Here is a 26,325-nt window from a genome sequence, read left to right as displayed (position 1 = left end):
TACCGGCACCACGGTAGAGTGGGACAATGCAGTTCACGCCGTTGGAGGGCCTACGCGAGCCCGCCGTCGTCATCGCCTTCTCGGGATGGAACGACGCCGGCAATGCCGCCACGGACCTGCTCAGCCATCTCATCGAGGCCTACCCCGGCTCTGATGCCGGCATCATCGACGACGAGCGCTACTACGACTTCCAGCACACCCGCCCCCTCCTGCAGCGCGCCGCTGACGGCCCGTGGGTGGAGTGGCCCGCAGTGCGAATCCGGGTGGTTCACCACCCGGACCGTGACCTCGTCATCATGCTGGGGCCGGAACCCAACCTCCTGTGGCGCACGTTCGCCGCGGAGCTGATCGGGCGCATCAAGCAGGTCGAGCCCGAGATCGTGCTGTTCCTCGGGGCCATGCTGAGCGACACACCGCACTCGCGTCCGCTTCCGGTGGGGCTGTACACCTCGGATCCCGCCGTCGAGCGGTCCCTGGACATCCAGAACAACGACTACACCGGCCCCACGGGCATGATCGGCGTGGCCAGCCAGCTCCTCATCCACGAGCGGATTCCTGCCGCGTCGCTCTGGGTGTCGGTGCCGCACTACGTGTCCACGCCGCCCAATCCGAAGGCGCAGGACGCCCTGCTGACGGAGCTCGAGGGCGTCCTCAAGATCGCCCTGGACCACAAGTCCATCCCCGAGGACGCCGTCCGGTGGGCCACAGCCGTGGATCAGCTGAGCCAGCAGGACCCGGACATCGCCGAGTACATCGAGCAACTGGAGGAGGCCCGGGACCAGGAGGAGGTCCAAGAGGCCACGGGCGACACGATCGCCGCCGAGCTGGAGAAGTTCCTGCGCCGCCAGATCGATGACGGGAGTGACGGCCCGTCCGCCGGTGGGTAGTCGTCCGCATGCCGGCCACGGGTTAAGCTGGCCACACCTTCGGCGTCGCTGTGGCTCGGAGACCGACGCCGATGTCGCGGGTCGGACATGGCCAACCAGAGGGGCATCGTGAACAGTTCACCCCGCGGGGCCGACCGCCTCGAATTCCCGTCAGTTTCTGAGGTGGCCGCGCAACTCGATCACGTGTCCAAGAAGCTGCGGAGCGACGAGCGCCCGATGGCAGCCGCGCTGGTCGATGCCGCGGTGGAGATGTCCGGGGCAACCTGGGGCACCATCACGATCCGGGAGGACAACCGGTACCGGTCCCTCGTGGTCAGCGACGAACGGGCCCTCGAACTGGATCTCCTTCAGTACGCCTTCGGCTCCGGGCCGTGCCTGGACGCTATCGAGCATGACTCCACCTACATGGTGAGCGAACTGTTCGAGGAGACGCGCTGGCCCGAGTACGCCGCCGGCGCCAGCAGCCTGGGCGTGCGCAGCATCTACTCCCAACCGCTGCACCTCCTCGACGACGACTTCAGTGTGGCCAGCCTCAATCTGTACTCAGACACGCCGGCCGCGTTCGACGAGCGGGCGGAGACCGGTGAGGCGGCCGTGGTGGCCACCTTCGCGGCGCTGGGCAGCTCGATCGTGCTGAGCAAGACCAAGGCGGATCACCTCGAGAAGGCGCTGCTCACCAATCGGGAGATCGCCATGGCCATCGGAATCCTCATGGGTCGACACACCCTCAGCCATGATGCCGCGCTGAATTTGATGAGGCTGGCCAGCCAACACACCAACAAGAAGATGATCGCCATCGCCCAAGAGGTCATCACCACCGGTGAACTTGCCCTGCAGCGCCCCGAGCACAGCCGGTGACGGTGGACTCATCCGCTGTCATGGGTCGCCGTCGCCGAGGTCAACTGGCGTGCGCTGTCGTCGTCAACGTGACGTTGCAGCCACATCTCCAGGACTGCGAGCCGCCACAGGGTATTGCCGCCGGCGCGATGGCCGGTCTGGTCCGGCGAGGTGAGCATGGCCTGCAGAGCGCACGGTTCAACGAGTCCACGATCCGCGGCCCTCTGGGATCGCAGGGTGTCGCTGACGAGGTCAAGCAGCGGTCCCTGCAGGAGTGTCAACGCCGGCACCGGGAAGCGGCCCTTCGGTCGGTCGGTGACAGGATGCGGAAGCAGGTCCAGGCCCAGCTCCTTGAGCGGCCCTTTTCCGCCGTGCGCCAGCTTGATCTCACGGGGGCAGCCTGCGGCGAGCTCGACCACCTCGCGGTCGAGGAACGGGACGGACGCCTGAAGTCCCCACGGCCTGCACATCGAGTCGACCCGCGCGACGGGTTCGTCGACCGTACGCAGATGCGTGGACTCATGGAAAAGGTCGCCGGCGAACACCTCGTCGGCGCCCAGGCCGCACAGCACCGTTGAGGTGTGCGCCGAGACGTGCCGGGACAACAGGTGGAACGCTGTCGCCTCATGGCTGCCCATCGGCTCGCTCATGTCCTCGATCGCCTCAACCACGGCGGGCACCAGGTCTCGTGTGAGCACGTGCAGAGGGTGGTGATGGGTGCCGAACCTGCGCGACACCATGCTCGAGTACGCGAACTCGTCGCCATGGAGGTCCCCCGCGCGGTCGAAGCCGATGCTGAAGGTGTTGATCGGCCCGCGGTGGCAGTCGGTGAGCAGTGCCACCAGCAAGCTGGAATCCAGGCCGCCGGACAGCAGCACTGACACCGGCCCGGCCTCTGGGAGCCGTCGACGTACCGCCGCCAGCACAGCGCTGCGGGTGGCCTCGGTCCACTCCTTCGAGGACCACCCCGCACGGTCCTCGCCCGGAGTGCGGGACGGCTGCCAGTACACCCGGTCCCGGATCCCATCCGCATCGATCACCCGGAGAGTCGCCGGCGGCAGCTTCTCCACGCCTCGCAGGATGGTGTGAGGCGGCGGCACGACCGCATGTCCACTCAGATAGTGATGCAGCCCTACCGCGTCGATCGTTGTGTCGATCCCGCCCGAGGCCAGCAGCGCCGGCAGCGTGGACGCGAATAGCATGCTGTCGCGCCGCCGCGCCAGGTACAGCGGCTTGATGCCCAGATTGTCGCGAGCCATCAGCACTCTGCGGTGTGCCCGGTCGGCGAGGACGAACGAGAACTCCCCGGTGAGACGCTCGATGAAACCCTCACCCCACCGGGTGTAGGCGGCCAGGATCAGGCGTGGGTCGCGGGTGTCGCCGTCGTGTAGCGCATCAGCCAGCTCCCGGCGCAACTGGTCCCGATTGAGCAGCTGTCCATCAAGCACGATCGTCGTGCCGACCGCCGGATCGGTGGCCGGTTGAAGGCTCTCTGTTCCTCGCTCTGGCATCCCGAGCTGGCGGTGGGCAAGGACGGCGAGTTGGTCACCGCAGATGCGACGCGGCCCCCAACGCCGGCCCTGCAGGGCTTCGATCATTCTGCTGACGGCGTCGACGTCGAGGCGCACCCCGTGGCGGAGGGCGACTGCCCCGGCGATGCTGTTCATGCCCTGAGGGGCAGTAGGTCCACCGAGGTGGGTTCATCGGGTGGCGGGTCGAACGAGCGCATGAGTCTCTCACCTCTTCAACGCAAAGGAGAGACCGTCACCGACTCCCCCTGGCATGTGTGTGCGGGGCGGGACGCACCGTGAAGAGCCCACCCCACCGGGAGTGAGCCGGCTTCTTGACTCAGCAGAACCATACCCCAGCGGGGTTCGATCGGGAAGAGCGGGCGACCCCCAGCGGCATCCGCCTCAGCCCTCGGACCGGCCGGTCTAGTGGGCGCAGGCCACCACGGCCGCATCGCGAAGCTGCCGGACCATGGCGTCAGGATCCGGCGCGCTGTAGACGGCGGACCCGGCCACGAAGGTGTCCGCGCCGGCCTCGGCGCAGCGACCGATGGTCTCGATGCTGACTCCCCCGTCGACCTGCACCCAGATTGGCCTGGACCCGATCAGTTCCCTCGTCCGACGGATCTTCGGCAGCACGAGGTCCAGGAACTTCTGCCCGCCGAACCCAGGCTCCACCGTCATCAACAGCACCATGTCCAGCTCGCCGAGCATGTCGGCGTAGCCCTCGATCGGCGTCGCCGGCTTCAGCGCCATCGATGCCCGGGCGCCGAGGCTCCGCAGCTCGCGGGCCAACCGAACCGGGGCCGCCGCGGCCTCCGCGTGGAACGTCACCGACTCGGCGCCCGCCTCGGCGTAGGCAGGGGCCCAGACATCCGGGTTCTCGATCATGAGGTGGATGTCCAGCATCTGGCCCGTGACCTTGCGCAGTGCCTCGACCACCGGAAGACCGATGGTGAGGTTGGGCACGAAGTGGTTGTCCATGACGTCGACATGGATCATGTCGGCGCCGGGGATCCGGGCGATCTCAGCCGCGAGGTTGGCAAAATCGGCGTTGAGGATGCTGGGGGTGATGCGCATGTCAGACACTTTAGTGGCCGCTCACCCGCGCAGGAGGGCGAGGTACATCGCATCCGTGCCGTGCCGGTGGGGCCACAGCTGCACGTCGTCACCCAGGGCGCAGTCCGGCACCTCGGGGAGTAGATCCGGGGCGTGCAACCGCCGCACGCCGGGCCGCTCGGCCAGCACGTCGTCGACCACCGCAACCGTCTCCGCCCGATGCGGGGAGCAGGTCACGTAGGCGACCACCCCACCCGGGACCACCGAGTCCAGCGCGTGCCGCAGCAGCGAGCGCTGCAGGTCCCCCAGTGCCGTGACGTCCTGGGCGGTGCGCCGCCACCGGGACTCGGGCCGGCGACGCAACGCGCCGAGCCCGGTGCAGGGCACGTCCACCATCACCCGCGCGAACGAGCGGCCCCACGCGGGGGCGGTCCCGTCCGCCGCGACCGTGGCGTGACCGTCCGGGTAGGCCGCGAGGGCCTGGCGTACCAGGCGGGCGCGGTGCTCCTGCGCCTCGCCGGCCAGCAGCCATTCCTTCCTCTGCCTGGCGAGTCCGACCAGGAGCGCCGCCTTGCCGCCGGGACCGGCGCACAGGTCCAGCCAGGGACCCGTCGGGGCTTCCGCTTGGGCAAGCGCCCACGCCACGAGCTGCGAACCCTCGTCCTGGACACCGGCGCGGCCCTCACGGACCGCCGGCTGATCGGCCGGAGCGCCCTGCGCGACGGATCCGAAGGGCGAGAAGCGGGTGGGGACGGCGCCGACGAACTCGTCCCGCGTGGCCAGGCCGGGGCGCACCACCAGGGTGGGCCGGGGGTTGGCGTTGTTGGCCGCCAGGGCTTCCGCCAGCTCCTCGGCGGGGAGAAGGTCCGCGTAGGACTCGACGATCCATCTGGGATGGTGCGCTCGGAGGGCCAGCGCCCCGATCTCATCGGCCCCGGCGGCGAGCTCGTCGGTCCACTCGTCGAGGGACCGGGCGGAGACCTTGCGCAGGATGGCGTTGACCACCCCTGTGACGCGTTGCCCGACGGTGTCGCGGGCCAGCTCGACGGTGGCACCTACCGCCGCGTGGCGCTTGACACCCATGGTGAGGAGCTGATGCGCGCCGAGCCGCAGGATGTCGACGACGGCGGGCTGCAGCGATCCGAGCTGGCGACCGGCGGCGGCCTCGATGATGCGGTCGTAGGTGCCCATGAGCCGGCAGGTGCCCGCCACCAGCTCCGTCACCAGAGCGGCGTCGCGCGTCGCGAGCCCCGCACCGGCGAGCCGCTTGGCCAGCGCCAGGTTGGCGTACGCGCCGTCGCCGGTGACCTGGCGGAGCACGTCGAACGCGACCCTGCGCGGCGTCATGCGAGCACCGTCCCGACTACGCCGGCGCGAGCCCATTCCGATGCGGGCATGCGCCGCCGGCCGGGGGCCTGAACCTCCAGCAGCTCGAGCGCGCCGGCACCGGTGCCCACCAGGACCTGTCGCTTCGTCGCCATCAGCTCCCCCGGGGCCAGCGCCGGAGTCTCCTCCGCCGCCGTGGCGCGGTGGACCTTGAACCGCTGCCCGTCCAGCTCGCACCACGCCCCGGGGTCCGGTGAGCAGCCGAGGATCAGCCGCCGCACCTCATCGGCGGGCCGGGACCAGTCGATGCGGGCCTCCCCCACTGTGATCTTCGGTGCCACGGTGATGCCGTCCGTGGCCTGCGGTGAGGGCTCGATGCCCCGGGCCACGAGGTCCATCGCCTCAACCAGCTGTCGGGCCCCGGATTCGGCGAGCGCGGTGAGCAGCTCGCCGGCCGTGGCCTCGGGCATGGGCCGCGACTCCATGAGGTAGACGTCCCCGGCGTCGAGCTGGCGCACGATCCGGAAGCAGGCGGTGCCGATCTGCGGGTCGCCGGCCATGATGGCTCGCTGCACCGGGGCGGCGCCGCGCCATCGCGGCAGCAGCGAGAAGTGGAGGTTGATCCAGCCGTGAGCCGGGATGTCCAGGGCGGACTGCGGTAGCAGCGCCCCGTACGCCACGACGGCGCACGCGTCGGGCGCGATGTCGCGCAGCCGGTCCTGGAAGTCCGCGTCGCGCGGATGCGCGGGCTTGAGCACCTCGAGGCCCAGCTCCGCGGCTCGCGCCGCTACGGGGGAGGGCGTCATCATCCTTCCGCGCCCCGCCGGGGCGTCCGGGCGCGTCACGACGGCCACCACCTCATGGTCCGACGCCACGAGCGCCTCCAGGGAGGGGACCGCCACCTGCGGGGTCCCCGCGAACACGAGCCTCATCTGTCCTCCAATGCCTCGGGGTCGACCTGGATGCTGATCAGCCCCCGTTCCTTGCGGGCCGAGCGGATCGCCGCGGCGCTCTTGACGCGCGCCGTCAGGTCCTTCGAGCGCTCGACTGGGACGCGCAACAGCACCGCCCAGCGTTCGGGGCCCACCTCGGTGGGGCCGAGGATATCGACACCGTCCCAATCGTCGTTGTCCAGGAACTCGCGCACGCCGTCGGGCTCACCGACGACGCGCGCCAGCTTGACCGACGGGCTCAGCCCGGCGTCGGCCCTGTCCGCCAGCTCGCGGGCGGCGAAGCCGGCGAGGTCCGCGCGGACCAGCGCCTGGACGGCGGGGTGGGCCGAGGGCCCGACGATGAGGACCGATCCGCCCTCCACGGGCCCCCGCGCCAGGGCCGCCGCGTTCGACCAGCGGCGCACCGACTCCTCGGCCACCCTCAGCTCCGCTCGGTTGAGGGACACCTCTGCATCCAGGATCAGCACGCCGGCGTACCCGGCCGGCGCCGGGGGCTCGGCCCCGGGGGTCGCGACGACGATGGCCGGCTCGCCGGGCGCCTCGGCGCGGATGCGGTCCGCCGAGCTGTTGAGGGCGAGCACCCCCGGGAACGCCCGGGCCAACTCCTCGGCCGTCCGCGCGGCCCCCGCCAGCGGCGTCCGGAGGGTGCCGGTATGGCAGTGCGGGCAGGACCAGCGCACCGGCGTGTACCCGCACAACGCACACTCCGGCACCCCGCGGTGCTTCTCGCGCATCGGCCCACCGCACTTGGCGCACAGCGCGCGATTGAGGCACCGGGCGCAGCTCAGCGCGGCCGAGAAGCCGCTCATCGGTACCTGTACCAGCACCGGTCCCTTCGCCAGATGGTCCCGCAGGAATCGGAAGGCCACAGACGGGATCCGCAGGCGCGCAGCGCTCGGGTCCCGCTCGCGGTCCTCCTCCACCACGGCCCGCACCGGGGTCGACACCCTCCGCGCCTGGGCCGGCGCCAGCGCCAGGTCCCTCAGCCATCCGCGTTCGACCAGCGCCTGCGCGTCGGTGCTTCGCCCATGGCCGGCCAGCAGCAGCGCCGCCCCTTGGCGGGCGGATCGCATCACGGCCACGGCCCGGGTGTGCGGGTATGGGGCCCGCGGCTCGGCGTGGGCGTCGTGGCCGTCGTCGACGACGACGATGAGGCCGAGGTTGTGCAGCGGGGCGTACACCGCGCTGCGGGTGCCGACGACGACGCGGGCCTGACCCCGCGCGGCGGCCAGGTACGCGCGATAGCGGGCCGACCGGCCGGCCTCGGCGGCGAGGGTGCCGACCGCGCCGTGCCCGAAGACCGAACGCAGCCGGGTGCCCATGGCCTCCAGCTCCCGCATCGTGGGGACCACCACCACCGCTGACCTGCCCGAGCGGAGGGTGGCGTCGACGGCCTCGATCACACCGCCGGCCAGATCCCCGGGGCCGCCGAAGACCGACGCGGCCTGCCAGAGAACCCGGGGCGAGTGCCCCGTCGCGAGCGCATCGAGCAGCGCCTCCCCGTCGGGATAGCAGGGCATCACGCCGGCATGGTCGAGCGGCTTCGGCTCCGGCCACTCGCGCTGGGGGGCCTTCTCGGTGGCGGCGTGCCGCGGCGGGACCGCCAACCGGGCCACATCCGGCCACGTGCCGGCGTAGTGGTCCGCCACCGCCCGGATCAGCTCGTAGACGGCCGGGGTGACGATGGGCTCGGAGGACACCACCTTGCCGAGGCGTGCGAGTGAGGCCACCTCCGAGGTGTCGGCCAGCTCGATGAGCCAGCCGTCGCGGACTGTGCCGGCGAACGGCACCTTCACCCGCGCCCCCACCACGGCGGCCTCCGCGAGCGGCTCGGGCACCTCGTAGTCGAACAGCCGATCCAGGTGGGCCAGCGGAACGTCGACGGCGACCCGCGCCACCCGCGGGGGCATGTCAGCCCTTGACGACGGCGGCGAGCGCCTCGGCGCGGTCCGTGCGTTCCCATGTGGCGTCGGGCAGCTCGCGGCCGAAATGGCCGTAGACCGTGACGCCGCTGTAGATGGGGCGCAGCAGGTCCAGGTCCCGGATGATGGCGCCCGGACGGAGGTCGAAGGTGGCCAGAACAGCGTCGCGGATCCGGTCCTCGGGGACGACGGCGGTGCCGAAGGTGTCCAGGTAGAAGCCCACCGGGTGGGCGGTGCCGATGGCGTAGGCCACCTGCACCTCGCAGCGGTCCGCGAGGCCGGCGGCCACCACGTTCTTCGCCACCCAGCGCATCGCGTAGGCGGCCGACCGGTCCACCTTGGAGGGATCCTTGCCGGAGAACGCGCCGCCGCCGTGGCGGGCCATGCCACCGTAGGTGTCGACGATGATCTTGCGGCCGGTCAGGCCCGCGTCGCCCATCGGGCCGCCGATGACGAACTTGCCCGTCGGGTTCACCAGCACGCGGCTCGCGGAGTGGAAGCCGTAGCGCTCCAGCACGGGGGTGATCACCTCGCGCTGGATGTCCGGCTGGATCCGGTCCAGCGAGATGTCTGCGCTGTGCTGGGAGGACACCACCACCGTGTCGATGCCCACGGGGCGCCCGTCCGGGCCGTACTCGACGGTGACCTGCGTCTTGCCGTCCGGCCGGAGGTAGTCCAGCACGCCGGTCTTGCGCACCTCGGTGAGGCGCTCCGCCAGGCGGTGTGCCAGGTCGATCGGCAGCGGCATGAGGGTGGGGGTCTCTGTGCAGGCGTAGCCGAACATCAGCCCCTGGTCGCCCGCGCCCTGGTGGCTGACGGCGTCGACCTCCGCGCCGACGCGGTGTTCGTACGCGTCGTCGACGCCCTGCGCAATGTCCGGTGACTGCGCGCCGATGGCCACGGTCACGCCGCAGGAGGCCCCGTCGAAGCCCTTGCGGGAGGAGTCGTACCCGATCTCGAGAATCCGCTCGCGGGCGAGGCTCGCCACGTCGACGTACCCGGTGGTGGAGACCTCGCCGGCCACCACGACAAGGCCGGTGGTGACGAGGGTCTCCACCGCCACGCGCGCACCGGGATCCTGCTCCAGGAGCCCGTCGAGCACGGCGTCGGAGATGGAATCGGCGATCTTGTCCGGGTGGCCCTCGGTCACGGACTCGGAGGTGAAGAGACGGCTCATCGGAGCACTCCTAGCGCGGCGACAAGCCGCAATCGTGGGGTTGACGTCTGCGGCAACAAGCCGCCCCCTGGACTACTGGTGGAGCGTCGGGTCAGGACGCGGGGGTGCTGCTCTCCTGGTCCGCGAACGGGTCCACGAACGAGAAGGCGGGGTCCGCGTCGGCGGCCGTGCGTTCGGCCTCCTCCTGCGCGGGGTCGATCTGCGTGTACTGGAGCAGGCCTTCGTTCATCTCCCGCAGGGCGATCGACAGTGCCTTCTCCTCCGGTGCCGCGGCGACCATGGGGCCGACGTTCTCGAGGAGCCCCTCACCGAGCTGGGAGTAGTAGGCGTTGATCTGCCGGGCGCGCTTGGCGGCGAACAGGACGAGGCGGTACTTGGAGTCGATGTTCTCCAGCAGCGAGTCGATCGGCGGGTAGGTGATGCCTTCTGGCTGAGTGTTCAAAATGATCCTTCTCACAGTGTGGCCCTGATCACAGGCCCATCAAGCCTACCAAAGCCGCGACCGTTTCCTCGATCTCCGCGTTCTCGACCACGAAATCCGCCTCGGCGGCCGCCTCCAGCTCGAGTCTGGCTGTCGCGAGACGTCGCTCCTGGGCGGCGTCGTCCTCAGTGCCTCGACCGCGCAGCCGCGACACCAGTTCGTCCCAGGTGGGCGGGGTGAGGAACACCAGCCGGGCTGAGGGGAGGTTGCGCTTGACCTGACGGGCGCCCTGGAGGTCGATCTCGAGAATGACGGGACGGCCGGAGGCAACCGCCTCGACGACGGGGCGGCGCGGGGTGCCGTAGTAGTGCGTGCCGTGCACGACGGCCCACTCGAGCAACTCACCGGCCTCGATGAGGCGACGGAACTCGTCGACGTCGACGAAGTGGTAGCTCTCGCCGTCCACCTCGCCCGCGCGGGGCAGACGGGTGGTCAGGGAGACGGAGTAGAACGGCTCCGGGTGCAACTCACGAAGGCGCGCGCAGACCGTCCCCTTGCCGACGGCGCTCGGGCCGGAGATCACCCAGACGTCAGAGGTACTGCTCACCCGCCCGAGCTTAGGTAGCGCGGCGCTACTTGAACAACTCGGTGAGACGCTCCACCTGGTGCCGGCCCAGTCCGCGGATCCGACGGTTGGGGGCGATCTGGAGGTTTTCCATGATCTCCGAGGCGCGGGTGATGCCGACGCGGGGCAGGGAGCGCAGGAGATCGACCACCTTGATGCGCGACAGCGTGTCGTCGTCGACCGCCTTGGTGAGCGCGTCGGTGAACGACACCGTGCCCTTCTTCACCTGCTCCTTCAGCTCGGCGCGTGCGCGCCGGGCCTGAGTGGCCGCTTCGCGGGCGGCTTCGAGTTGAGCACTGCTCAATTGAGGAATCGCCATCGGAAGTCCCCTTCACCTCAATGACCTAGATAACCCCTGGTGGGGCTCCCTGAAATGTACCGCGCGAAGGCCCGGCGCGACGCTAAACGCTCGACGAATCAGGCGAGCTGTCGCGTCGCTTCCAGGAGCGGCTCGAGCCGGTCCTGCAGAGCGGATTCCCCTGCGCCGATCACCTCACGGCTCGCGGTGGGCAGGACGTGGCCGAGCGCGTCGCCGAACGTGGCGCGGAGCCCGTCGATCGTGCCGCCCTGGGCCCCGATGCCAGGCACCAGGATGGAGGCGTTGAACCGTGCCAGGTCGCAGCCCAGGTCGGCGTGGGTACCGCCCACGACCAGGCCGACGGCGTGGTCCGCCCGCGGGTTGAGCTCTGCGATGGTGTCCACGACGTGCTGCGCCACGCTGACGTGCCCGCTGCGTGCGAGCTGGATGGCGGCACCCTCCGGGTTGGAAGTCCTCGCCAGCACGTAGAGGCCATGGCCTCCCGCCGCGGCGGCGTCGATGGCGGGCTGGAGCGCGCCGACGCCGAGGTACGGGCTGAGGGTGATCGCGTCCGCCCTGGTGGGCGCGTCGTCGCCCAGGAACGCTGCGGCGTATCCGGCCATGGAGCTGCCGATGTCCCCGCGCTTGACGTCGAGGATGCTGAGCGCGCCGGCCTGGCGGATGTCGTCGAGCACGCGCTCGAGCACCGCCACCCCGCGGGACCCGAAGGCCTCGAAGAACGCCGACTGCGGCTTGAATACCGCGACCCGTTGCCCCAGCGTCGCGACGATGCCGCGCGCGCACCGTTCAAGTCCGGTGAGGTCGGCCGGAAGGCCCCACGCGTGAAGTACCGACGGCATCGGGTCGATTCCCACGCAGAGCCGGCCCCGCTCGGCGGTGATGGCGGACAGTCGGGAGGCGTAGCTCATCGGTGGGTCCTTCCGACCTCACGGAGGCCGCGCACCAGCGCGACGCCCTCGTAGATGAATCCGGTGTACAACTGCAGCAGGCTGGCGCCGGCGTCGAACATCCGGGCGCCGTCGCGGGGGGTCATGATGCCACCCACTCCCATGACGGGCAGTTCGGTGGAGCGCGTCAGGTGCTCGACGAACCGGAGCGCCGTCGCGGTCAGGGGGGCGCCGCTGAGGCCGCCCGCTTCCCGGGCCAGCCGGGCGTCGACGGGGGCGAGCCCCTCCCTGGACAGGGTGGTGTTGGTGGCGATGACCCCGGCGGCGGCCGAGTCGTTGAGCACCGCGATGGTCTCGGCCAGGTCGGTGCCGGTGAGATCCGGGGCCAGCTTGACGAACACCGGCACCGGCCGCGCCGGATCGAGCCGCGCCGCCTCGGCGGTGAGCGCGCGGATGAGCGCACTCAACTCGTGGGCCGCCTGAAGGCTGCGCAGCCCCGGCGTATTGGGACTGGACACGTTGACTGCCACGTAGTCCGTCAGGGGTGCGAGGTGACGCAGTGAGGTGAGGTAGTCCTCCACCGCGGCCTCCAGCGGCACCACCTTCGACTTGCCGATGGAGATGCCCAGCGGAAGGCCGAGCGCGCCGTTGCCACGCGCCACGCCTTTGCCGAGCAGGGTCGCGGCGAGTGCCCCTGCGCCGTGGTTGTTGAAGCCCATCCGGTTGACGATCCCGCGGGAGGCCACGGCCCGGAAGACGCGCGGGCTGGGGTTGCCCGGCTGAGGCAGCGCCGTCACGGTGCCCAGTTCCGCGAAACCGAAGCCGAGCCAGGACCACGCCTGCGCCGCGATGCCGTCCTTGTCCAGCCCTGCCGCGACCCCGATGCGGTTGGGGAACCGCACCCCGGCCACCGTCACCGGATCCGCCACCGGGGCGCGGTGCCCGGCCGGCACCAGTGCCAGCGCGCGGATCATGTCTTCGTGGACCCGCTCCGGGTCTCCCCCGGCGTAGCGGAAGAGGCCCGCGCGGAGTCCCCGGTAGCCGACGCGCAGCGCCTCCGTGACCAGGGAGGTCACCGCGCCGCCCACTCCTGCAGGGAGCGCACCTCCAGCTCGCCCCGCTGTAGCGCCTCGATGCCCTGGGTGGCCGCGGCCAGCCCGGGCACGGTGGTGACCACAGGGACGTCGGCCAGCACGGCGGCCGTGCGGATGAGATAGCCGTCTTCGCGGGTGCTCGCACCTGTCGAGGAGCCCTCCGGGGTGTTGAAGATCAGGTCGATGTCACCGGCGATGATGAGGTCGACGATGCTCGGCTGATCGCTGCCCTCGGGCATCTCGGACAGCTTGAGAACCTCCTCGGCGGCCACGCCGTTGCGGCGCAGCACCGAGGCGGTGCCGGTGGTGGCCAGCACCTGGAAGCCCAGGTCCACGAGCCGCTTGATCGGCCAGATGGCGTGCCGCTTGTCGCGGTCCGCGATCGAGACGAACAACTTGCCGGACGTGGGCAGCGGGCCGCCCCCGGCGTCCTGCGACTTGGCGTAGGCCGTGCCGAAGTTGTCCGACAGCCCCATCACCTCGCCCGTGGAACGCATCTCCGGGCCGAGTAGCGTGTCGACGAAGGCGCCTGTGGCCGTGCGGAAGCGGTTGAACGGCATCACGGCCTCCTTGACCGCGATCGGGCTCCCCGGGAGCGGGGTGGAGCCGTCGCCCTCCGCACGCAGCATCCCGCTGAGGCGCAGGTCGGCGATGCTGCGGCCCAGCATGATGAGCGCGGCGGCCTTGGCCAGGGCGGTGTTGGTGGCCTTGGACACGAACGGCACCGTGCGCGACGCGCGGGGGTTGGCCTCCAGCACGTAGAGCGTGTCGGCGTGCAGCGCGAACTGGATGTTGAGCAGACCGCGCACGCCCACCCCCTCGGCGATCTCGCGGGTGTAGTGCCGGATCTGCTCGATCAGCGCGTCGCCGAGGGTGATCGGCGGCAGTACGCAGGCGGAGTCACCGGAATGGATGCCGGCCTCCTCGATGTGCTCCATGATCCCGCCCACGTACAGGTCCACGCCGTCGTAGAGGGCGTCGACGTCGATCTCGACGGCGTCGTCCAGGAACCGGTCCACCAGCACCGGCCGGTCCGCGTCCACGTCTGTGGCCTTCGCGATATAGGTCTCCAACGCGTCGTCGGTGTAGACGATCTGCATGCCGCGACCCCCGAGCACGTAGCTGGGCCGCACCAGGACGGGATAGCCGATGTCCGCGGCGATGGCCTTGGCCTCCTCGGCGGTGGTGGCCATGCCGTGCTTGGGGGCCGGCAGCCCGGCGCGCGCCAGCACCCGGCCGAAGGCGCCGCGCTCCTCGGCGAGGTTGATCGCCTCCGGCGAGGTGCCGACGATGGGCACGCCGGCGTCCTTGAGCGTCTGGGCGAGCTTGAGCGGGGTCTGGCCGCCGAGTTGGCAGATGACGCCGGCCACGGGACCCGCCTGGAGCTCGGCGTGGTAGATCTCCAGCACGTCCTCGGCGGTGAGCGGCTCGAAGTAGAGCCGGTCGGAGGTGTCGTAGTCCGTCGAGACGGTCTCCGGGTTGCAGTTGACCATGACCGTCTCGTAGCCGGCCTCGCGCAGGGCCATGGTGGCATGCACGCACGAGTAGTCGAACTCGATGCCCTGCCCGATCCGGTTGGGCCCGGACCCCAGGATGAGCACGGCCTCCTTGGTGCGCGGGGGCACCTCGTTCTCCTCGTCGTAGGAGGAGTACATGTAGGGCGTCGATGCGGCGAACTCGGCCGCACAGGTGTCCACGGACTTGTACACGGGCCGGATCCCCAGCGCCCAGCGGACCCCGCGGACCACCTCGGTGCTGAGGTTGCGCAGGGAGGCGATCTGCGCGTCGGAGAGGCCGTGGCGCTTGGCGTGGCGCAGCAGTTCGGGGGTGAGCTCGGGCGCCGCTCCCACCTCCCGCGCCACATCGAGGATCAGCGACATCTGGTCCAGGAACCAGGGGTCGATCTTCGTGGCCTCGTAGGCCTGCTCGACGGTGGCCCCCGCCCGCAGCGCCTGCATGACGAGCTGGATCCGGCCGTCGTGCGGCTTCGACGCCCGCGCGAGCAGGTCTTCGACGCTCTGTAGAGGCGCCACGAAGTCGAACGGCGCCGACGGGTCCTCGAGGGAGCGCAACGCCTTGCCCAGGGCCTCGGTGAAGTTGCGCCCGATGCCCATGGCCTCGCCGACGGACTTCATGTGGGTGGTGAGGAAGGGGTCCGCTGCCGGGAACTTCTCGAACGCGAACCTCGGCACCTTGACGATGACGTAGTCCAGGCTGGGCTCGAAGCTCGCCGGCGTCTCCAGGGTGATGTCGTTGGGGATCTCGTCAAGTGTGTAGCCCACCGCGACCTTCGCGGCGATCTTGGCGATGGGGAAGCCCGTGGCCTTCGACGCCAGCGCCGAGGACCGCGACACACGGGGGTTCATCTCGATGACGATCATGCGGCCGTCGTCGGGGTTGATGGCGAACTGGATGTTGCAGCCGCCGGTGTCCACGCCGACGGCCCGGATCACGCCGATGCCCACGTCGCGCATCCGTTGGTACTCGCGGTCCGTCAGCGTCATGGCCGGCGCGACGGTGATGGAGTCACCCGTGTGGACGCCCATGGGATCGAAGTTCTCGATGGAGCAGATGATCACGACGTTGTCTTTCGTGTCGCGCATCACCTCCAGCTCGTACTCCTTCCACCCCAGGATGGACTCCTCGATGAGCACCTCGGTGACCGGGGAGGCCGACAGGCCCGCGCCGGCGATCTGGCGCAGCTCGGCCTCGTCGTGAGCGAACCCGGAGCCCACACCGCCCATGGTGAAGCTGGGCCGCACCACGACGGGGTAGCCGAGCACCTCGGCGGCGGCCACCACCTCGTCGAGGGTGTGGCAGATCTGGGACCTGGCCACCTCCGGCACGCCGCCTGGGATGTCGGTCATCGAGAGCACGATGTCCTTGAACTGCTCCCGGTCCTCGCCCTTCTGGATCGCTTCGATGGAGGCGCCGATCAGCTCGACGCCGTACTTGGCGAGCACGCCGTTGTCGTGCAGCGAGACGGCCGTGTTGAGTGCCGTCTGGCCGCCGAGGGTGGCGAGCACCGCGTCCGGCCGCTCCTTGGCGATGACCCGCTCCACGTACTCGGGCGTGATCGGCTCCACGTAGGTCGCGTCGGCGAAGTCGGGATCCGTCATGATCGTGGCCGGGTTGGAGTTGACCAGGATCACCCGGAAGCCCTCCTCGCGCAGCACCCGGCACGCCTGGGTGCCGGAGTAGTCGAACTCGCACGCCTGCCCGATGACGATGGGGCCGGAGCCGATGACGAGGATCGAGGAGATGTCCGTGCGGCGGGGCATCAGGCGTCCTTTCCATACATGACGTCGACGAAGCGGTCGAACAGGTAGTTGGCGTCGTGGGGGCCGGCCGCGGCCTCCGGGTGGTACTGCACCGAGAAGCCGGCCACCCTGCCGTCGCGGCGGAGCTCGAGGCCCTCCACGACGTCGTCGTTGAGGCACACGTGGCTGACCGTCACCTCTCCGAAGGGGGTCTCGACGGCGCGGTCCAGCGGCGCGTCGACGGCGAAGCCGTGGTTGTGTGCGGTGACCTCGACCTTGCCGGTGGTGCGGTCCATCACGGGCTGGTTGATGCCGCGGTGGCCGAACTTGAGCTTGTAGGTGCCCAGCCCGAGAGCCCGGCCGAAGAGCTGGTTGCCGAAGCAGATCCCGAAGTACGGGATGCCGGCGCGCAGCACCTCGCGCAGCACCTCCACCGGCCCGTCGGCCGCGGCCGGGTCGCCTGGGCCGTTGCTGAAGAACACCCCGTCCGGGTTGAGCGCGCTGATCTGCGTGAACGTGAAGCCGGCGGGCACCACGTGGACGTCGAGGCCACGCGCGGCGAGTTCCTTGGGGGTCATCGACTTGATGCCGAGGTCCACCGCGACGACGGTGCCCCGCCGCCTGCCGACGGCCGGAACGGTGTAGGCGGCGGGAGTGGTCACATCCGCCGTGAGATCGCGCCCGGCCATGGCGGGCTGCTCCAGGACCCGGGCCAGCAGGGCGTCGGAGCTGGTGGTCTCCGTCGAGATGCCCACGCGCATGGCGCCGCGGTCGCGGATGTGGCGCGTCAGCGCCCGGGTGTCGATCTCAGAGATCCCGACGACGCCCTGGGCGGCCAGCTCCGAGTCCAGGCTGCGCCGCGAGCGCCAGTTGGAGGGCCGCGGGGAGGGGTCCCGCACGATGTAGCCGGCCACCCAGATACGGGAGGACTCGTCGTCCTCGTCGTTCCATCCGGTGTTGCCGATGTGCGGGGCGGTGGCGAGCACCACCTGCCCGCGGTAACTCGGGTCCGTCAGGGTCTCCTGATAGCCGGACATACCGGTGGAGAAGACCAACTCGCCGAAGGTCTCACCCGCCGCGCCGAAGGACCGGCCACGAAATACGCGCCCATCCTCCAATACCAGAATCGCAGGAAGGGAACTCATGCGCACCTCGCTTGATCGTCAGTTCGTGTTCGGCTTGGCCGCTAGGGCCTTGGACAGTAGTCCGTTGAGGAAGGTTGGGGAGTCGTCCGTCGAGAGGTCACCGGCGAGGCGGACCGCCTCGGAGATGACCGCCGCGGGCGGCACGTCGGAGTAGTCGAGCTCGAACACCGCGATTCGGGCCAGGTTACGGTCCACGGCCGGCATCCGGTCGAGCGGCCAGTTGCTCGACGTGGAATCCGCGATCCGCTGGTCGATCTCGTCGAGGTGTTCGGCGACGCCGAGGATGATGCGGGTGGTCAACTCGCGCACCACAGCGCCGGACAGCGTGCGCTGCTCGGCGAAGGTCTCGGTCAGCGAGTCGTCGCGCAGCTCCGCCTGGTACAGGATGTCCAAGGCGGCCTTGCGGGCCTTGGTCTGCGCCGAGTAGTGGGGCGTGGGTTCCATCTACGAGCTGACGCGGCCCTGGTAGGAGCCGTCGCGCGTGTCGACCTTGATCCGCTCGCCGGTGGTGATGAACAGGGGCACCTGGATCTCCTTGCCCGTCTCCAGCGTGGCGGGCTTGGTGCCGCCGGTGGAGCGGTCCCCCTGCAGGCCGGGCTCGGTGTAGGTGACCTCGAGCTCCACGGAGGCGGGCAGCTCGATGAACAGCGGCTCCCCCTCGTGCGTCGCGACGATGGCGGTCTGGTTCTCCAGCATGTAGTCCTTGGCGTCCCCGACGGTCTCGGCGGGCACGTGGAACTGCTCGAAGGAGGTGTTGTCCATGAAGATGTAGGCGTCGCCGTCGAGGTACAGGTACTGCATCTCGCGGCGGTCCACCGTCGCGGTGTCCACCTTGGTGTCCGAGTTGAACGTGCGGTCGATGATCTTGCCGCTCAGGACGTGCTTCAGCTTGGAGCGGACCACGGTGTTGCCCTTGCCCGGCTTGTGGTGCTGGAACCACAGCACCTGCCAGAGCTGACCGTCGAGGTCGAGCACCATTCCGTTCTTGAGATCATTGGTTGACGCCATGAAAGGCTCTCCTCGTTCGCAGTGACTGTGCGGGCGCTGTCCGGCCAACGTGGCACTCTACCCGAGAGTGCCGCCGATCGCCTATCCGAGCTCGGCATAGCCGGCCTCCAGCACGGCCTCGTCGGGTCCGTCGATGATCACCGGGGCGCCCTGGGCGGCGAGGCCCACGAGGCGCAGGCGGCTGCCCCTGGCCTTCTTGTCCAGGCTCATGATGCCCCGGAGCTGCGGGTAGGCGTCGCCGTCGTAGCGCAGCGGCAGCCCGAGGCCGCCGAGGAGGTGATCGTGGAGCTCGACTGTCGCGGCGTCCAGGCCCAGCAGGTCACGGGAGACCCGTGCCATCCATGCCATGCCGACGCTGATGGCGTCACCGTGGCGCCAGGTGTAGTGGGCGTGCGCCTCGATGGCGTGGCCCAGCGTGTGGCCGTAGTTGAGCGCCTCGCGGCCCACCCGCGAGCCGCTGGAGGTGGACTCGCGGAAGTCGGTGGCCACGACCGCCGCCTTGACGTTGACCGCCCGCGTGACGATGTCGGCGAACCGCTCCCCCGTGACGTCGAGGCAGTCGGCCAGGTCCTCGGTCGCCAGCTCCAGGATCCGGCGATCGGCGATGAACCCGCACTTGATCACCTCCGCCAGGCCCGCCCGGACGTCGCGCTCGGGCAGGGTGTCGAGGAGTGCCAGGTCGCACAGCACGGCGCGCGGATCGTAGAACGCCCCCACCAGGTTCTTCCCGGCGGGCAGGTTGATGCCGGTCTTGCCGCCCACCGCGGCGTCGACCATGCCGAGCACGGAGGTGGGCACGCTGACGTAGCTCACGCCCCGCAGCCAGGTGGCGGCGACGAAACCGGCCAGATCCGTGGTGGTGCCTCCCCCGATGCCCACGACCATGTCGTTGCGCGTCAGCCCCGCCGCGGCGAGCGCGCCCCAGCAGCGTGCCAGGACCTCCGGCGTCTTGGCCGCCTCGGCCTCGGGGACCTCGATGAGGAGGGCGCCGTGCCCGACGAGCTGCGCGGCCACCCCCGCCACCCCGGCGAGCGCGGCCGGGTGGATGATCGCCACCCGGTCCGCGCCCACGACCAGGTCTGGGAGACGCTCGAGGGCCCCCCGCTCGATGTGCACGTCGTAGGGGCCAAGTGCGGACCCCACCCGGATGCTCACTGTGTCTCCCGCTCCGCCGCGAGGGCGTCGGCGATCTCGTTGCTGCCGCGCCCGTCGGTGTCCACCACCTGTGTGGCCAACGCCTCGTAGACCGGGGTGCGCTCACGCAGCAGCTCGATGAGACGGCCGCGCACATTGCCCAGCAGCAGCGGCCGCACCGTGTTCATGCCGACGCGGCGCGTGGCCTGGCCGATGGACACCTTCAGCCAGATCACCTCGTGGCCGTCCAGGGCCGCCCGGATGGCTGGGTTCAGGACGGAACCGCCCCCCAGCGCAACCACGTCGTGGCTCTGCAGGAGTTCGATGGTGGCGTCCTGCTCGAGCGCGCGGAAGTGGGCCTCCCCCTCGTCGGCGAAGATCTCCGCAACCGGTTTGCCCACCACCTCCTCGATCCGCTGGTCGACGTCGACGAAGGTGCGGCCGAGCTTCCTGGCGAGGCGCTTCCCGACGGTGGACTTGCCGGCCCCGGGGGCGCCGATGAGGACGATGCTCATCGGCCGACCCGCAGCCCGCGGGCGGCGACGTCCGAGAGGTAGGCCTGCGCGTTGCGTCGGGTCTCGCCCACCGAGTCACCGCCGAACTTCTCCAACACCGCCTCGGCCAGTACCAGGGCGACCATGGCCTCGGCCACGACGCCGGCGGCCGGGACGGCACAGACGTCCGAGCGCTGGTGGTGCGCGGCGGCCGCCTCGCCGGTGGCGGTGTCGATGGTGCGCAGGGCCCGGGGCACCGTGGCGATGGGCTTCATGGCGGCCCGCACGCGCAGCACCTCGCCTGTGGACATGCCGCCCTCGGTGCCGCCCGCGTGGTGCGTGGCGCGCTGGATACCGGCCTCGCCGGGGAGGATCTCGTCGTGCGCCGCGGACCCGCGCCGCCTGGCCAGAGCGAACCCGTCGCCCACCTCCACGCCCTTGATGGCCTGGATGCCCATGAGGGCGCCGGCCAGCCGCGCGTCGAGGCGACGGTCCCCCTGGCTGTGGGAGCCGAGGCCGGGCGGCAGTCCCCAGGCCACCACTTCGACGACGCCGCCGAGCGTGTCGCCCTCCCGATGACACGCCTCCACCTCGGCCTGCATCGCCTCGGAGGCCGCCTGGTCGAAGCAGCGCACGGGATCGGCGTCGATGGCGGCGAGGTCGGCGGCAGTGGGCAGATCGGCCCGCGCGGCCCGCACGGGGCCCAGTTCGACGACGTGGCTGAGCACCTCGATCCCGAGCGCTTGCCGCAGGAACGCCTGCGCGACGGTGCCCAGGGCGACCCGGGCCGCGGTCTCGCGGGCGGAGGCCCGCTCGAGGATGGGGCGCGCCTCATCGAAGTCGTACTTCTGCATCCCCGCCAGGTCCGCGTGACCGGGCCGCGGACGGGTCAGCGGGGCGTTGCGGGCGAGGGCGGCCAGCACGTCGGCCTCCACTGCGCCGGGGGCCATCACCTGGTGCCACTTGGGCCACTCGGTGTTGCCGATCATGATCGCCAGGGGCGAGCCGAGCGTCTCGCCGTGGCGGAACCCGCCGAGCAGCGTCACCTCGTCGGCCTCGAACTTCATCCGCGCCCCACGTCCGGCGCCCAGCCGGCGGCGCGCCAGGTTGGCCGCGATCTCCTCCACTCCGACCTCCACATGCGCGGGGATGCCCTCCATGGTGGCGATGAGGGCTTGGCCGTGGGATTCACCGGCGGTCAGGTATCGAAGCATGGGCGCCATTGTGTCAGAGACCCGCGCGGCGCCTCAGTTCCTGCTCAGCTGCCGATCGGCACTCCTCGAAGGTCATCCGGGCGCCCGTGAGCAGGTAGAACTGGTCCACCGCCTGCCCGGCCAGGAGGTCCAGCCCGCTGAGCGCCGTCCGCCCGGCCGCCACCGCGGCCTCGCCCAGGGGCGTCGGCCACGGATCGTAGACGGCGTCGAACACGACCGCCGCCGCCGCGGCCAGCGCCCGGGCGTGCGGGGCCGTCGCGGCCACCGGAATGGTGTTGGCGACGAGGTCGACGGCGCCGAGGTCCTCCCCCAGCACCCCCGCCTCCGCGCTCACCCCGAGAGCGGAGGCCAGGTCAAGCGCCCCGGCCGCCCGCTCGGGGGTGCGGGCGAGGAACTGGACCTCGCGCACGCCGAGACCAGCCAGCGCCACCAGGATGGACCTGGCGGTGGCGCCGTTGCCCAGGATCGCCGCCCGGCCGGGCACACCGAGGCCGTGCGCACGCCAGGCGCGCACGAAACCGGGCACGTCGGTGTTGAAGACCCGTGCGCCCCCGTCGCCGAAGATGAGCGTGTTCCCGGCACCCAGCAGGCGGGTGGGTTCGTCGGCGTCCCCGAAGGCGAGAATCGCCTCCTTGTGGGGCGCGGTGACGCTCAACCCCGCCCACGCGGGATCGTCGAGCCTGGCCCACACGAAATCGTCCAGGTCCGCAGGGGCCACGGTGTAGGCGTCGTAGGACCAGTCCAGGCCGTGCGCCGCGTACCCGGCGCGGTGGATGGCCGGGGACAGCGAATGGTCGGCAGGGTCTCCGACGACGCCGGAACGCCTCAGCATCGGCCGGTGTTGGCCTGGCACCACGCCTGGAAGAGCGCCACGTTGGCGTTGTGCTCCTCGAGGGTGTCCGCGAAGCGGGTCTCACCGGTGTCCAGGTCCACGGTCACGAAGTACAGGGACCCGATGTCCGCCGGCGACAGGGCCGCCTCGAGCGCCGTTTGGCCGGGGTTGCTGATGGGGCCCGGGGGGAGGCCGGTGTTGAGGTAGGTGTTGTAGGGCGACGCGGTGGCGCGGTCCTGGGCGGTGGTGGTCACCGAGCCGGACTTGCCCACCGCATAGTGCACGGTGGAGTCCATCTGCAGCGGCATGTCCTGCTCCAGACGGTTGTAGATGACCGCGGCCACCTTGGGCTGGTCCGCCGGCACGTTGACCTCGCTGGCGATGATCGACGCGATCGTCACCACGCTCAGGGGGTCCACGGACATCTCCGCCGCGCGGCCCTCGAGGCTGATCGACTCCGCCACCAAACCGAACTGCCTGACCTGCGAGGTCAGGATGGCGGCGGCCTGCGGCGGCTCCTGCACGGCATACGTCGAGGGGAAGAGGAAACCCTCCAGTTTGCCGCCCGCGAAGTCGGGCAGCGGGAAGACGCTGGTGTCGGCGGCCGCGGCCGTGATGTCGGCAGCCGCGAGACCGGTCTTCGCGGCGATGATGGACACCTGCTCGAGGGCGGTGGTGCCCTCCGGGAAGGTCACCATGAGCCGTTGCTGGTTGGCCGGGTCCAGCAGCATCGCGAAGGCCGTCTCAGCCGGCAGTTCCTTCCTGAGGTTGAACCGGCCGGCCTGCAACTGGGAGGACTCGCCACTGCGCTGCGCCACCTGCCGGAAGGTCCGGGTGGACTTGATCACCCCGGCCTCGGTGAGCAGATCGCCGATCTGCGTGATGGTGGCGCCGCTCGGGATGACCACCTGCACCGGGTCCGTCCCCTCACCCATGAAGTCATCCTCCGTGCGCCACGCGATGTAGGCGTCCTGCGCCTTCGAGTAGACGAACCATCCGCCGCCCACCAGGACGGCCACGGACAGGAGCACGGCGAACGCGCTGCGCGCGTAGTAGCCGATCTTGCGCCAGTCCAGTTGGCTGTCGTTGTCGAACAACGCGGGGCTCACGGTTCCTCCTTCGGTGCGGGTTCGCCGACGGGGGCGCCCCCACGCTCCTCGCCGTCGATGGCCCGCTGCAGGATCTCGACGGCTGCCGCCTGGTCGATCACGCTGCGCTGCTGCTTCGTGCGGCGTCCGGCGCTGCCCAGACTACGGGATGCCGCGACGGTACTCATTCTCTCGTCGACCAGCCGCACCGGCACCGGCGCGACGACGGCGGCCAACGCCGCCGCCCTGGCCAGGACGTGCTGAGCCGCGATCGCGCGCTCACCCGAGAGCGTCAGCGGGAGGCCGACGTAGATCACGCCGGGCTGGTACTCCGCCACCAGCGCGCCAAGGCGGGCCAGCTCGCCCGCCCCGGCGGGCACGGTCTCCACCGGGTAGGCGAAGGTGGTGCCGCGGTTGCTGGCGGCCACCCCGATGCGCGCCTTTCCCCAGTCGATGCCCAGCCGTGCGCTCTCAGGCACGCGTCTCCAACGCCTGCCGGACCGCGGCGATCGCCTCGGGGGCGGCGCCGGCGTCCGTGCCGCCGCCCTGCGCGAGATCGTCCTTGCCGCCGCCCTTGCCGCCGAGCGCGGCACAGGCCGGGGCGATGAGCTGTCCAGCGCGCAGACCCAGGCCGCGCGCCGCGTCATTGGTGGTGACGAGGACGCTGGGCTTGTCCGCCCCGCCGACCAGCGCCACGACCGCGGCGCCGGAGCCCAACCGCTCCCTGAGGTCCAGCGCCAGTGTCCGCAGGTCCGCCCCCGCGACACCGGGCACCTCAAGCCCCAGGAACCTGACGCCGCCCACGTCGACGGCCTTGTCCGCCATGCCGGGCGCCGAGGCGAGAAGGCGCTCGGAGTTGAGGGCCGCGATCTGCTTCTCGGCTTCCTTCAACTGCGCCACCAGCCGCTCGACGCGGCCGACGAGCTGGTCCGGCTGCACCCGGAGCGAGTCCGTGAGCTGGGACACGAGCGCCCGCTCCGCCGCGAACTTGGCGAACGCGTCGTGCGCGACCAGAGCCTCGACGCGTCGTACCCCGGAGCCGATGGAGGCCTCGGACAGCAGGTTGAGCACCCCGATCTCCGCGGTGGTGCCGACGTGCGTGCCGCCGCACAGCTCGCGGGACCAGGGTCCGGCCAGCTCCACCATCCGGACCATGGGCGGGTACTTCTCGCCGAACATGGCCATGGCCCCGAGCGCCTTGGCCCGCTCCAGCGGCATCTGCTGGGCCGTCACGGCGAAGTTGTCGGCGATCGCCTGGTTGGCGCGCGCCTCCACCTCCGCCTTCAGCTGCCCGGAGAGCCCCTGAGGGGAGGAGAAGTCGAAGCGCATGTAGCCGGGCTTGTTGTACGAGCCCGCCTGCGTGGCCGTGGGGCCGACAAGCTCCCGCAGCGCCGCGTGCACGATGTGCGTGGCCGTGTGGGCCTGGCTGGCGCCGTGCCGGGCGAGGGCGTCCACCCTCGCGTCGGCCGCGGCACCGAGGGCGAGCTCGCCGAACACCTCGACGCGGTGCACGGTCAGTCCGGGGACCGGCTTCTGCACGTCGAGCACCTCGAGCGTGAACCCCTCACCCACGATGGTGCCGTGGTCGGCGTCCTGGCCACCGGCCTCCGCGTAGAAGGGCGTCTCCTCCAGCACGATCTCCACGGTGCTGCCGTCCCGCGCGCGGTCCGTCGTGACGCCGCCGGAGATGATGCCGCGGATCCGGGTGGACACGTCGAGGTCCGTGTAGCCGAGGAACGGCACCTCGCCGCGATCGCGGAGCTCCCGATAGGCCTCCATCGAGGCGGTGACGCCCTTCTTCGACTTGGCGTCTGCCCGGGCCCGCTCCTTCTGTTCCTTCATGAGCTCGTCGAACTTGGCCCGATCGACGGTGAGACCCTGCTCCGAGGCCATCTCCATGGTCAGGTCGATCGGGAAGCCGTAGGTGTCGTGCAGCTGGAACGCGGGCGCGCCGCCGAGCGTCGACGAGGCCTGCGCCTTCGCCTCCCCCACCGCCATGTCGAACAGGAGCGTGCCGGCCTGCAGCGTGCGGCGGAACGACTCCTCCTCCGCGACCGCGGCCTGCGACACCCGGGCCCAGTTCTCCGCGATCTCGGGGTAGGAGACCTGCATCAGGTCCCGGGAGACGGGCAGCAGCTCCCCCAGCACCGGGTCCCCGACGCCCAGCAGGCGCATGGACCGCACGACCCGGCGCAGCAGGCGGCGGAGGACGTAGCCGCGGGCCTCGTTGCCGGGGGTCACGCCGTCGGTCATCAGCATCAGCGACGAACGGACATGGTCCGCGACCACCCGGAAGCGCACGTCGTCGGTGGGGTCAGCGCCGTAGCGGCGCCCGGAGAGCTCCGCCGCCTTGGCGATCACCGGGAACACCTCGTCGATCTCGTACATGTTGGCCACGCCCTGCTTGAGCAGCGCGACCCGCTCCAGGCCGGAGCCGGTGTCGATGTTCTGGCTGGGCAGCGGCCGCAGCACGTCGAAGTCGTCCTTCTTCCGGACCGCGGACAGTTCCTCCTGCTGGAACACCAGGTTCCAGATCTCCAGGAACCGGTCCTCATCCGCCTCGGGGCCGCCCTCGGCGCCGAACTCCGGACCCCGGTCGATGTAGATCTCCGAGCAGGGGCCCCCGGGCCCGGGCACGCCCATGTGCCAGTAGTTGTCCTTGAGGCCGCGCTCCTGGATGTGCTCGCGCGGAACGCCCACCTGCCGCCACAGGTCGATGGTCTCCTGGTCCCCGTAGAGCGCAGTCACCCAGACCTTGTCCGGGTCGAAGCCCCAGCAGCCGTCGGCCTCTGAGCCCGTGACGAGCTGCCAGGCGTAGTTGATGGCGCCTTCCTTGAAGTAGTCACCGAACGCGAAGTTGCCCAGCATCTGGAAGAACGTGCCGTGCCGCGTGGTCTTGCCCACCTCGTCGATGTCCAGGGTCCGCACGCATTTCTGCGACGACACGGCGCGCTTGAAGGGGGCCGGCTCGTCACCGAGGAAGTACGGCTTGAACGGCACCATGCCGGCGTTGACGAACAAGAGCGTGGGGTCGTTGTAGAGCAGCGACGCGCTGGGCACGACGGTGTGGTCGTTGGCGGCGAAGAAGTCGACGAAACGGCTCCGGATCTCGGAGGTCTTCATGCGTGGGGTCCC

General features: G+C 70.7%; 24 protein-coding genes. 2 read left to right on the top strand and 22 right to left on the bottom strand.

The features are described 5' to 3' along the window. Window positions 1-26: 26 nt before the first annotated feature. Window positions 27-887, top strand: a complete 861-nt coding sequence (locus tag ACZK5N_RS12740; RefSeq protein ID WP_459019725.1) for a proteasome assembly chaperone family protein — start codon at window positions 27-29, stop codon at window positions 885-887. A gap of 108 nt (window positions 888-995) precedes the next feature. Then, window positions 996-1,745, top strand: coding sequence for a GAF domain-containing protein (locus ACZK5N_RS12735; RefSeq protein ID WP_463625090.1), 750 nt, complete (start codon window positions 996-998; stop codon window positions 1,743-1,745). Window positions 1,746-1,753: 8 nt separating this feature from the next. On the opposite strand, the gene ACZK5N_RS12730 is transcribed toward ACZK5N_RS12735, so the two are convergent. From ACZK5N_RS12730 to alaS, 22 genes are all read right to left on the bottom strand, one after another. Continuing rightward, complete coding sequence (locus ACZK5N_RS12730; RefSeq protein WP_463625089.1) at window positions 1,754-3,391, bottom strand: asparagine synthetase B family protein; 1,638 nt, start codon at window positions 3,389-3,391, stop codon at window positions 1,754-1,756. 267 nt (window positions 3,392-3,658) lie between these two features. Beyond that, the gene (gene rpe, locus ACZK5N_RS12725; RefSeq protein WP_463625088.1) at window positions 3,659-4,312 is read right to left on the bottom strand and encodes a ribulose-phosphate 3-epimerase; all 654 of its coding nucleotides are present in this window, start codon (window positions 4,310-4,312) and stop codon (window positions 3,659-3,661) included. 21 nt (window positions 4,313-4,333) lie between these two features. Further along, window positions 4,334-5,674 (bottom strand): RsmB/NOP family class I SAM-dependent RNA methyltransferase, encoded by a 1,341-nt coding sequence (locus ACZK5N_RS12720; protein ID WP_459019721.1) that lies wholly within the window; start codon window positions 5,672-5,674, stop codon window positions 4,334-4,336. Continuing rightward, a complete protein-coding gene (gene fmt, locus ACZK5N_RS12715; RefSeq protein ID WP_463625087.1) occupies window positions 5,635-6,549 on the bottom strand; it encodes a methionyl-tRNA formyltransferase in 915 nt (304 codons plus the stop codon). The genes ACZK5N_RS12720 and fmt overlap by 40 nt, the downstream gene beginning before the upstream one ends. Beyond that, window positions 6,546-8,480, bottom strand: coding sequence for a primosomal protein N' family DNA-binding protein (locus tag ACZK5N_RS12710; RefSeq protein ID WP_463625086.1), 1,935 nt, complete (start codon window positions 8,478-8,480; stop codon window positions 6,546-6,548). Before ACZK5N_RS12710 ends, fmt begins: the two co-directional genes overlap by 4 nt. A 1-nt stretch (window position 8,481) precedes the next feature. Next, the gene (metK, locus tag ACZK5N_RS12705) at window positions 8,482-9,669 is read right to left on the bottom strand and encodes a methionine adenosyltransferase (protein WP_459019718.1); all 1,188 of its coding nucleotides are present in this window, start codon (window positions 9,667-9,669) and stop codon (window positions 8,482-8,484) included. Window positions 9,670-9,760: 91 nt separating this feature from the next. Then, entirely contained in the window at window positions 9,761-10,114 is a 354-nt protein-coding gene (gene rpoZ / locus ACZK5N_RS12700) for a DNA-directed RNA polymerase subunit omega (protein ID WP_459020386.1), read from the bottom strand. A gap of 25 nt (window positions 10,115-10,139) precedes the next feature. Continuing rightward, on the bottom strand, window positions 10,140-10,697 hold the full coding sequence (gene gmk / locus ACZK5N_RS12695; RefSeq protein WP_459019717.1) for a guanylate kinase: 558 nt from the start codon (window positions 10,695-10,697) through the stop codon (window positions 10,140-10,142). A gap of 25 nt (window positions 10,698-10,722) precedes the next feature. Further along, window positions 10,723-11,034 (bottom strand): integration host factor, actinobacterial type, encoded by a 312-nt coding sequence (gene mihF / locus ACZK5N_RS12690; protein WP_459019716.1) that lies wholly within the window; start codon window positions 11,032-11,034, stop codon window positions 10,723-10,725. A 98-nt stretch (window positions 11,035-11,132) separates the two neighbouring features. Beyond that, entirely contained in the window at window positions 11,133-11,942 is an 810-nt protein-coding gene (gene pyrF / locus ACZK5N_RS12685) for an orotidine-5'-phosphate decarboxylase (protein ID WP_463625085.1), read from the bottom strand. Beyond that, window positions 11,939-12,997, bottom strand: coding sequence for a quinone-dependent dihydroorotate dehydrogenase (locus ACZK5N_RS12680; RefSeq protein ID WP_463625084.1), 1,059 nt, complete (start codon window positions 12,995-12,997; stop codon window positions 11,939-11,941). Before ACZK5N_RS12680 ends, pyrF begins: the two co-directional genes overlap by 4 nt. Then, window positions 12,994-16,296, bottom strand: coding sequence for a carbamoyl-phosphate synthase large subunit (carB, locus tag ACZK5N_RS12675; protein WP_463625083.1), 3,303 nt, complete (start codon window positions 16,294-16,296; stop codon window positions 12,994-12,996). Before carB ends, ACZK5N_RS12680 begins: the two co-directional genes overlap by 4 nt. After that, the gene (gene carA, locus ACZK5N_RS12670) at window positions 16,296-17,420 is read right to left on the bottom strand and encodes a glutamine-hydrolyzing carbamoyl-phosphate synthase small subunit (protein ID WP_459019712.1); all 1,125 of its coding nucleotides are present in this window, start codon (window positions 17,418-17,420) and stop codon (window positions 16,296-16,298) included. The genes carB and carA overlap by 1 nt, the downstream gene beginning before the upstream one ends. Window positions 17,421-17,438: 18 nt before the next feature. After that, complete coding sequence (nusB, locus tag ACZK5N_RS12665) at window positions 17,439-17,864, bottom strand: transcription antitermination factor NusB (protein WP_459019711.1); 426 nt, start codon at window positions 17,862-17,864, stop codon at window positions 17,439-17,441. Then, window positions 17,865-18,428, bottom strand: a complete 564-nt coding sequence (gene efp, locus ACZK5N_RS12660) for an elongation factor P (RefSeq protein ID WP_459019710.1) — start codon at window positions 18,426-18,428, stop codon at window positions 17,865-17,867. 81 nt (window positions 18,429-18,509) lie between these two features. Further along, on the bottom strand, window positions 18,510-19,583 hold the full coding sequence (gene aroB / locus ACZK5N_RS12655; RefSeq protein ID WP_463625082.1) for a 3-dehydroquinate synthase: 1,074 nt from the start codon (window positions 19,581-19,583) through the stop codon (window positions 18,510-18,512). Next, window positions 19,580-20,077, bottom strand: coding sequence for a shikimate kinase (locus ACZK5N_RS12650; RefSeq protein WP_459019708.1), 498 nt, complete (start codon window positions 20,075-20,077; stop codon window positions 19,580-19,582). Before ACZK5N_RS12650 ends, aroB begins: the two co-directional genes overlap by 4 nt. After that, window positions 20,074-21,270, bottom strand: coding sequence for a chorismate synthase (gene aroC / locus ACZK5N_RS12645; RefSeq protein ID WP_459019707.1), 1,197 nt, complete (start codon window positions 21,268-21,270; stop codon window positions 20,074-20,076). The genes ACZK5N_RS12650 and aroC overlap by 4 nt, the downstream gene beginning before the upstream one ends. Window positions 21,271-21,283: 13 nt before the next feature. After that, on the bottom strand, window positions 21,284-22,102 hold the full coding sequence (locus tag ACZK5N_RS12640) for a shikimate dehydrogenase family protein (protein ID WP_459019706.1): 819 nt from the start codon (window positions 22,100-22,102) through the stop codon (window positions 21,284-21,286). After that, entirely contained in the window at window positions 22,096-23,211 is a 1,116-nt protein-coding gene (gene mltG, locus ACZK5N_RS12635; RefSeq protein ID WP_459019705.1) for an endolytic transglycosylase MltG, read from the bottom strand. The genes ACZK5N_RS12640 and mltG overlap by 7 nt, the downstream gene beginning before the upstream one ends. Then, window positions 23,208-23,669 (bottom strand): Holliday junction resolvase RuvX, encoded by a 462-nt coding sequence (gene ruvX / locus ACZK5N_RS12630; RefSeq protein WP_459019704.1) that lies wholly within the window; start codon window positions 23,667-23,669, stop codon window positions 23,208-23,210. Before ruvX ends, mltG begins: the two co-directional genes overlap by 4 nt. Further along, on the bottom strand, window positions 23,662-26,313 hold the full coding sequence (gene alaS, locus ACZK5N_RS12625; RefSeq protein ID WP_459019703.1) for an alanine--tRNA ligase: 2,652 nt from the start codon (window positions 26,311-26,313) through the stop codon (window positions 23,662-23,664). Before alaS ends, ruvX begins: the two co-directional genes overlap by 8 nt. Between the last annotated feature and the right edge of the window lie 12 nt (window positions 26,314-26,325).

The sequence above is a fragment of the Tessaracoccus pujii genome (assembly GCF_055326215.1).
The sequence above is the reverse complement of the archived record's forward strand: the minus strand, read 5'-3'. Positions and strand labels throughout refer to the sequence as shown.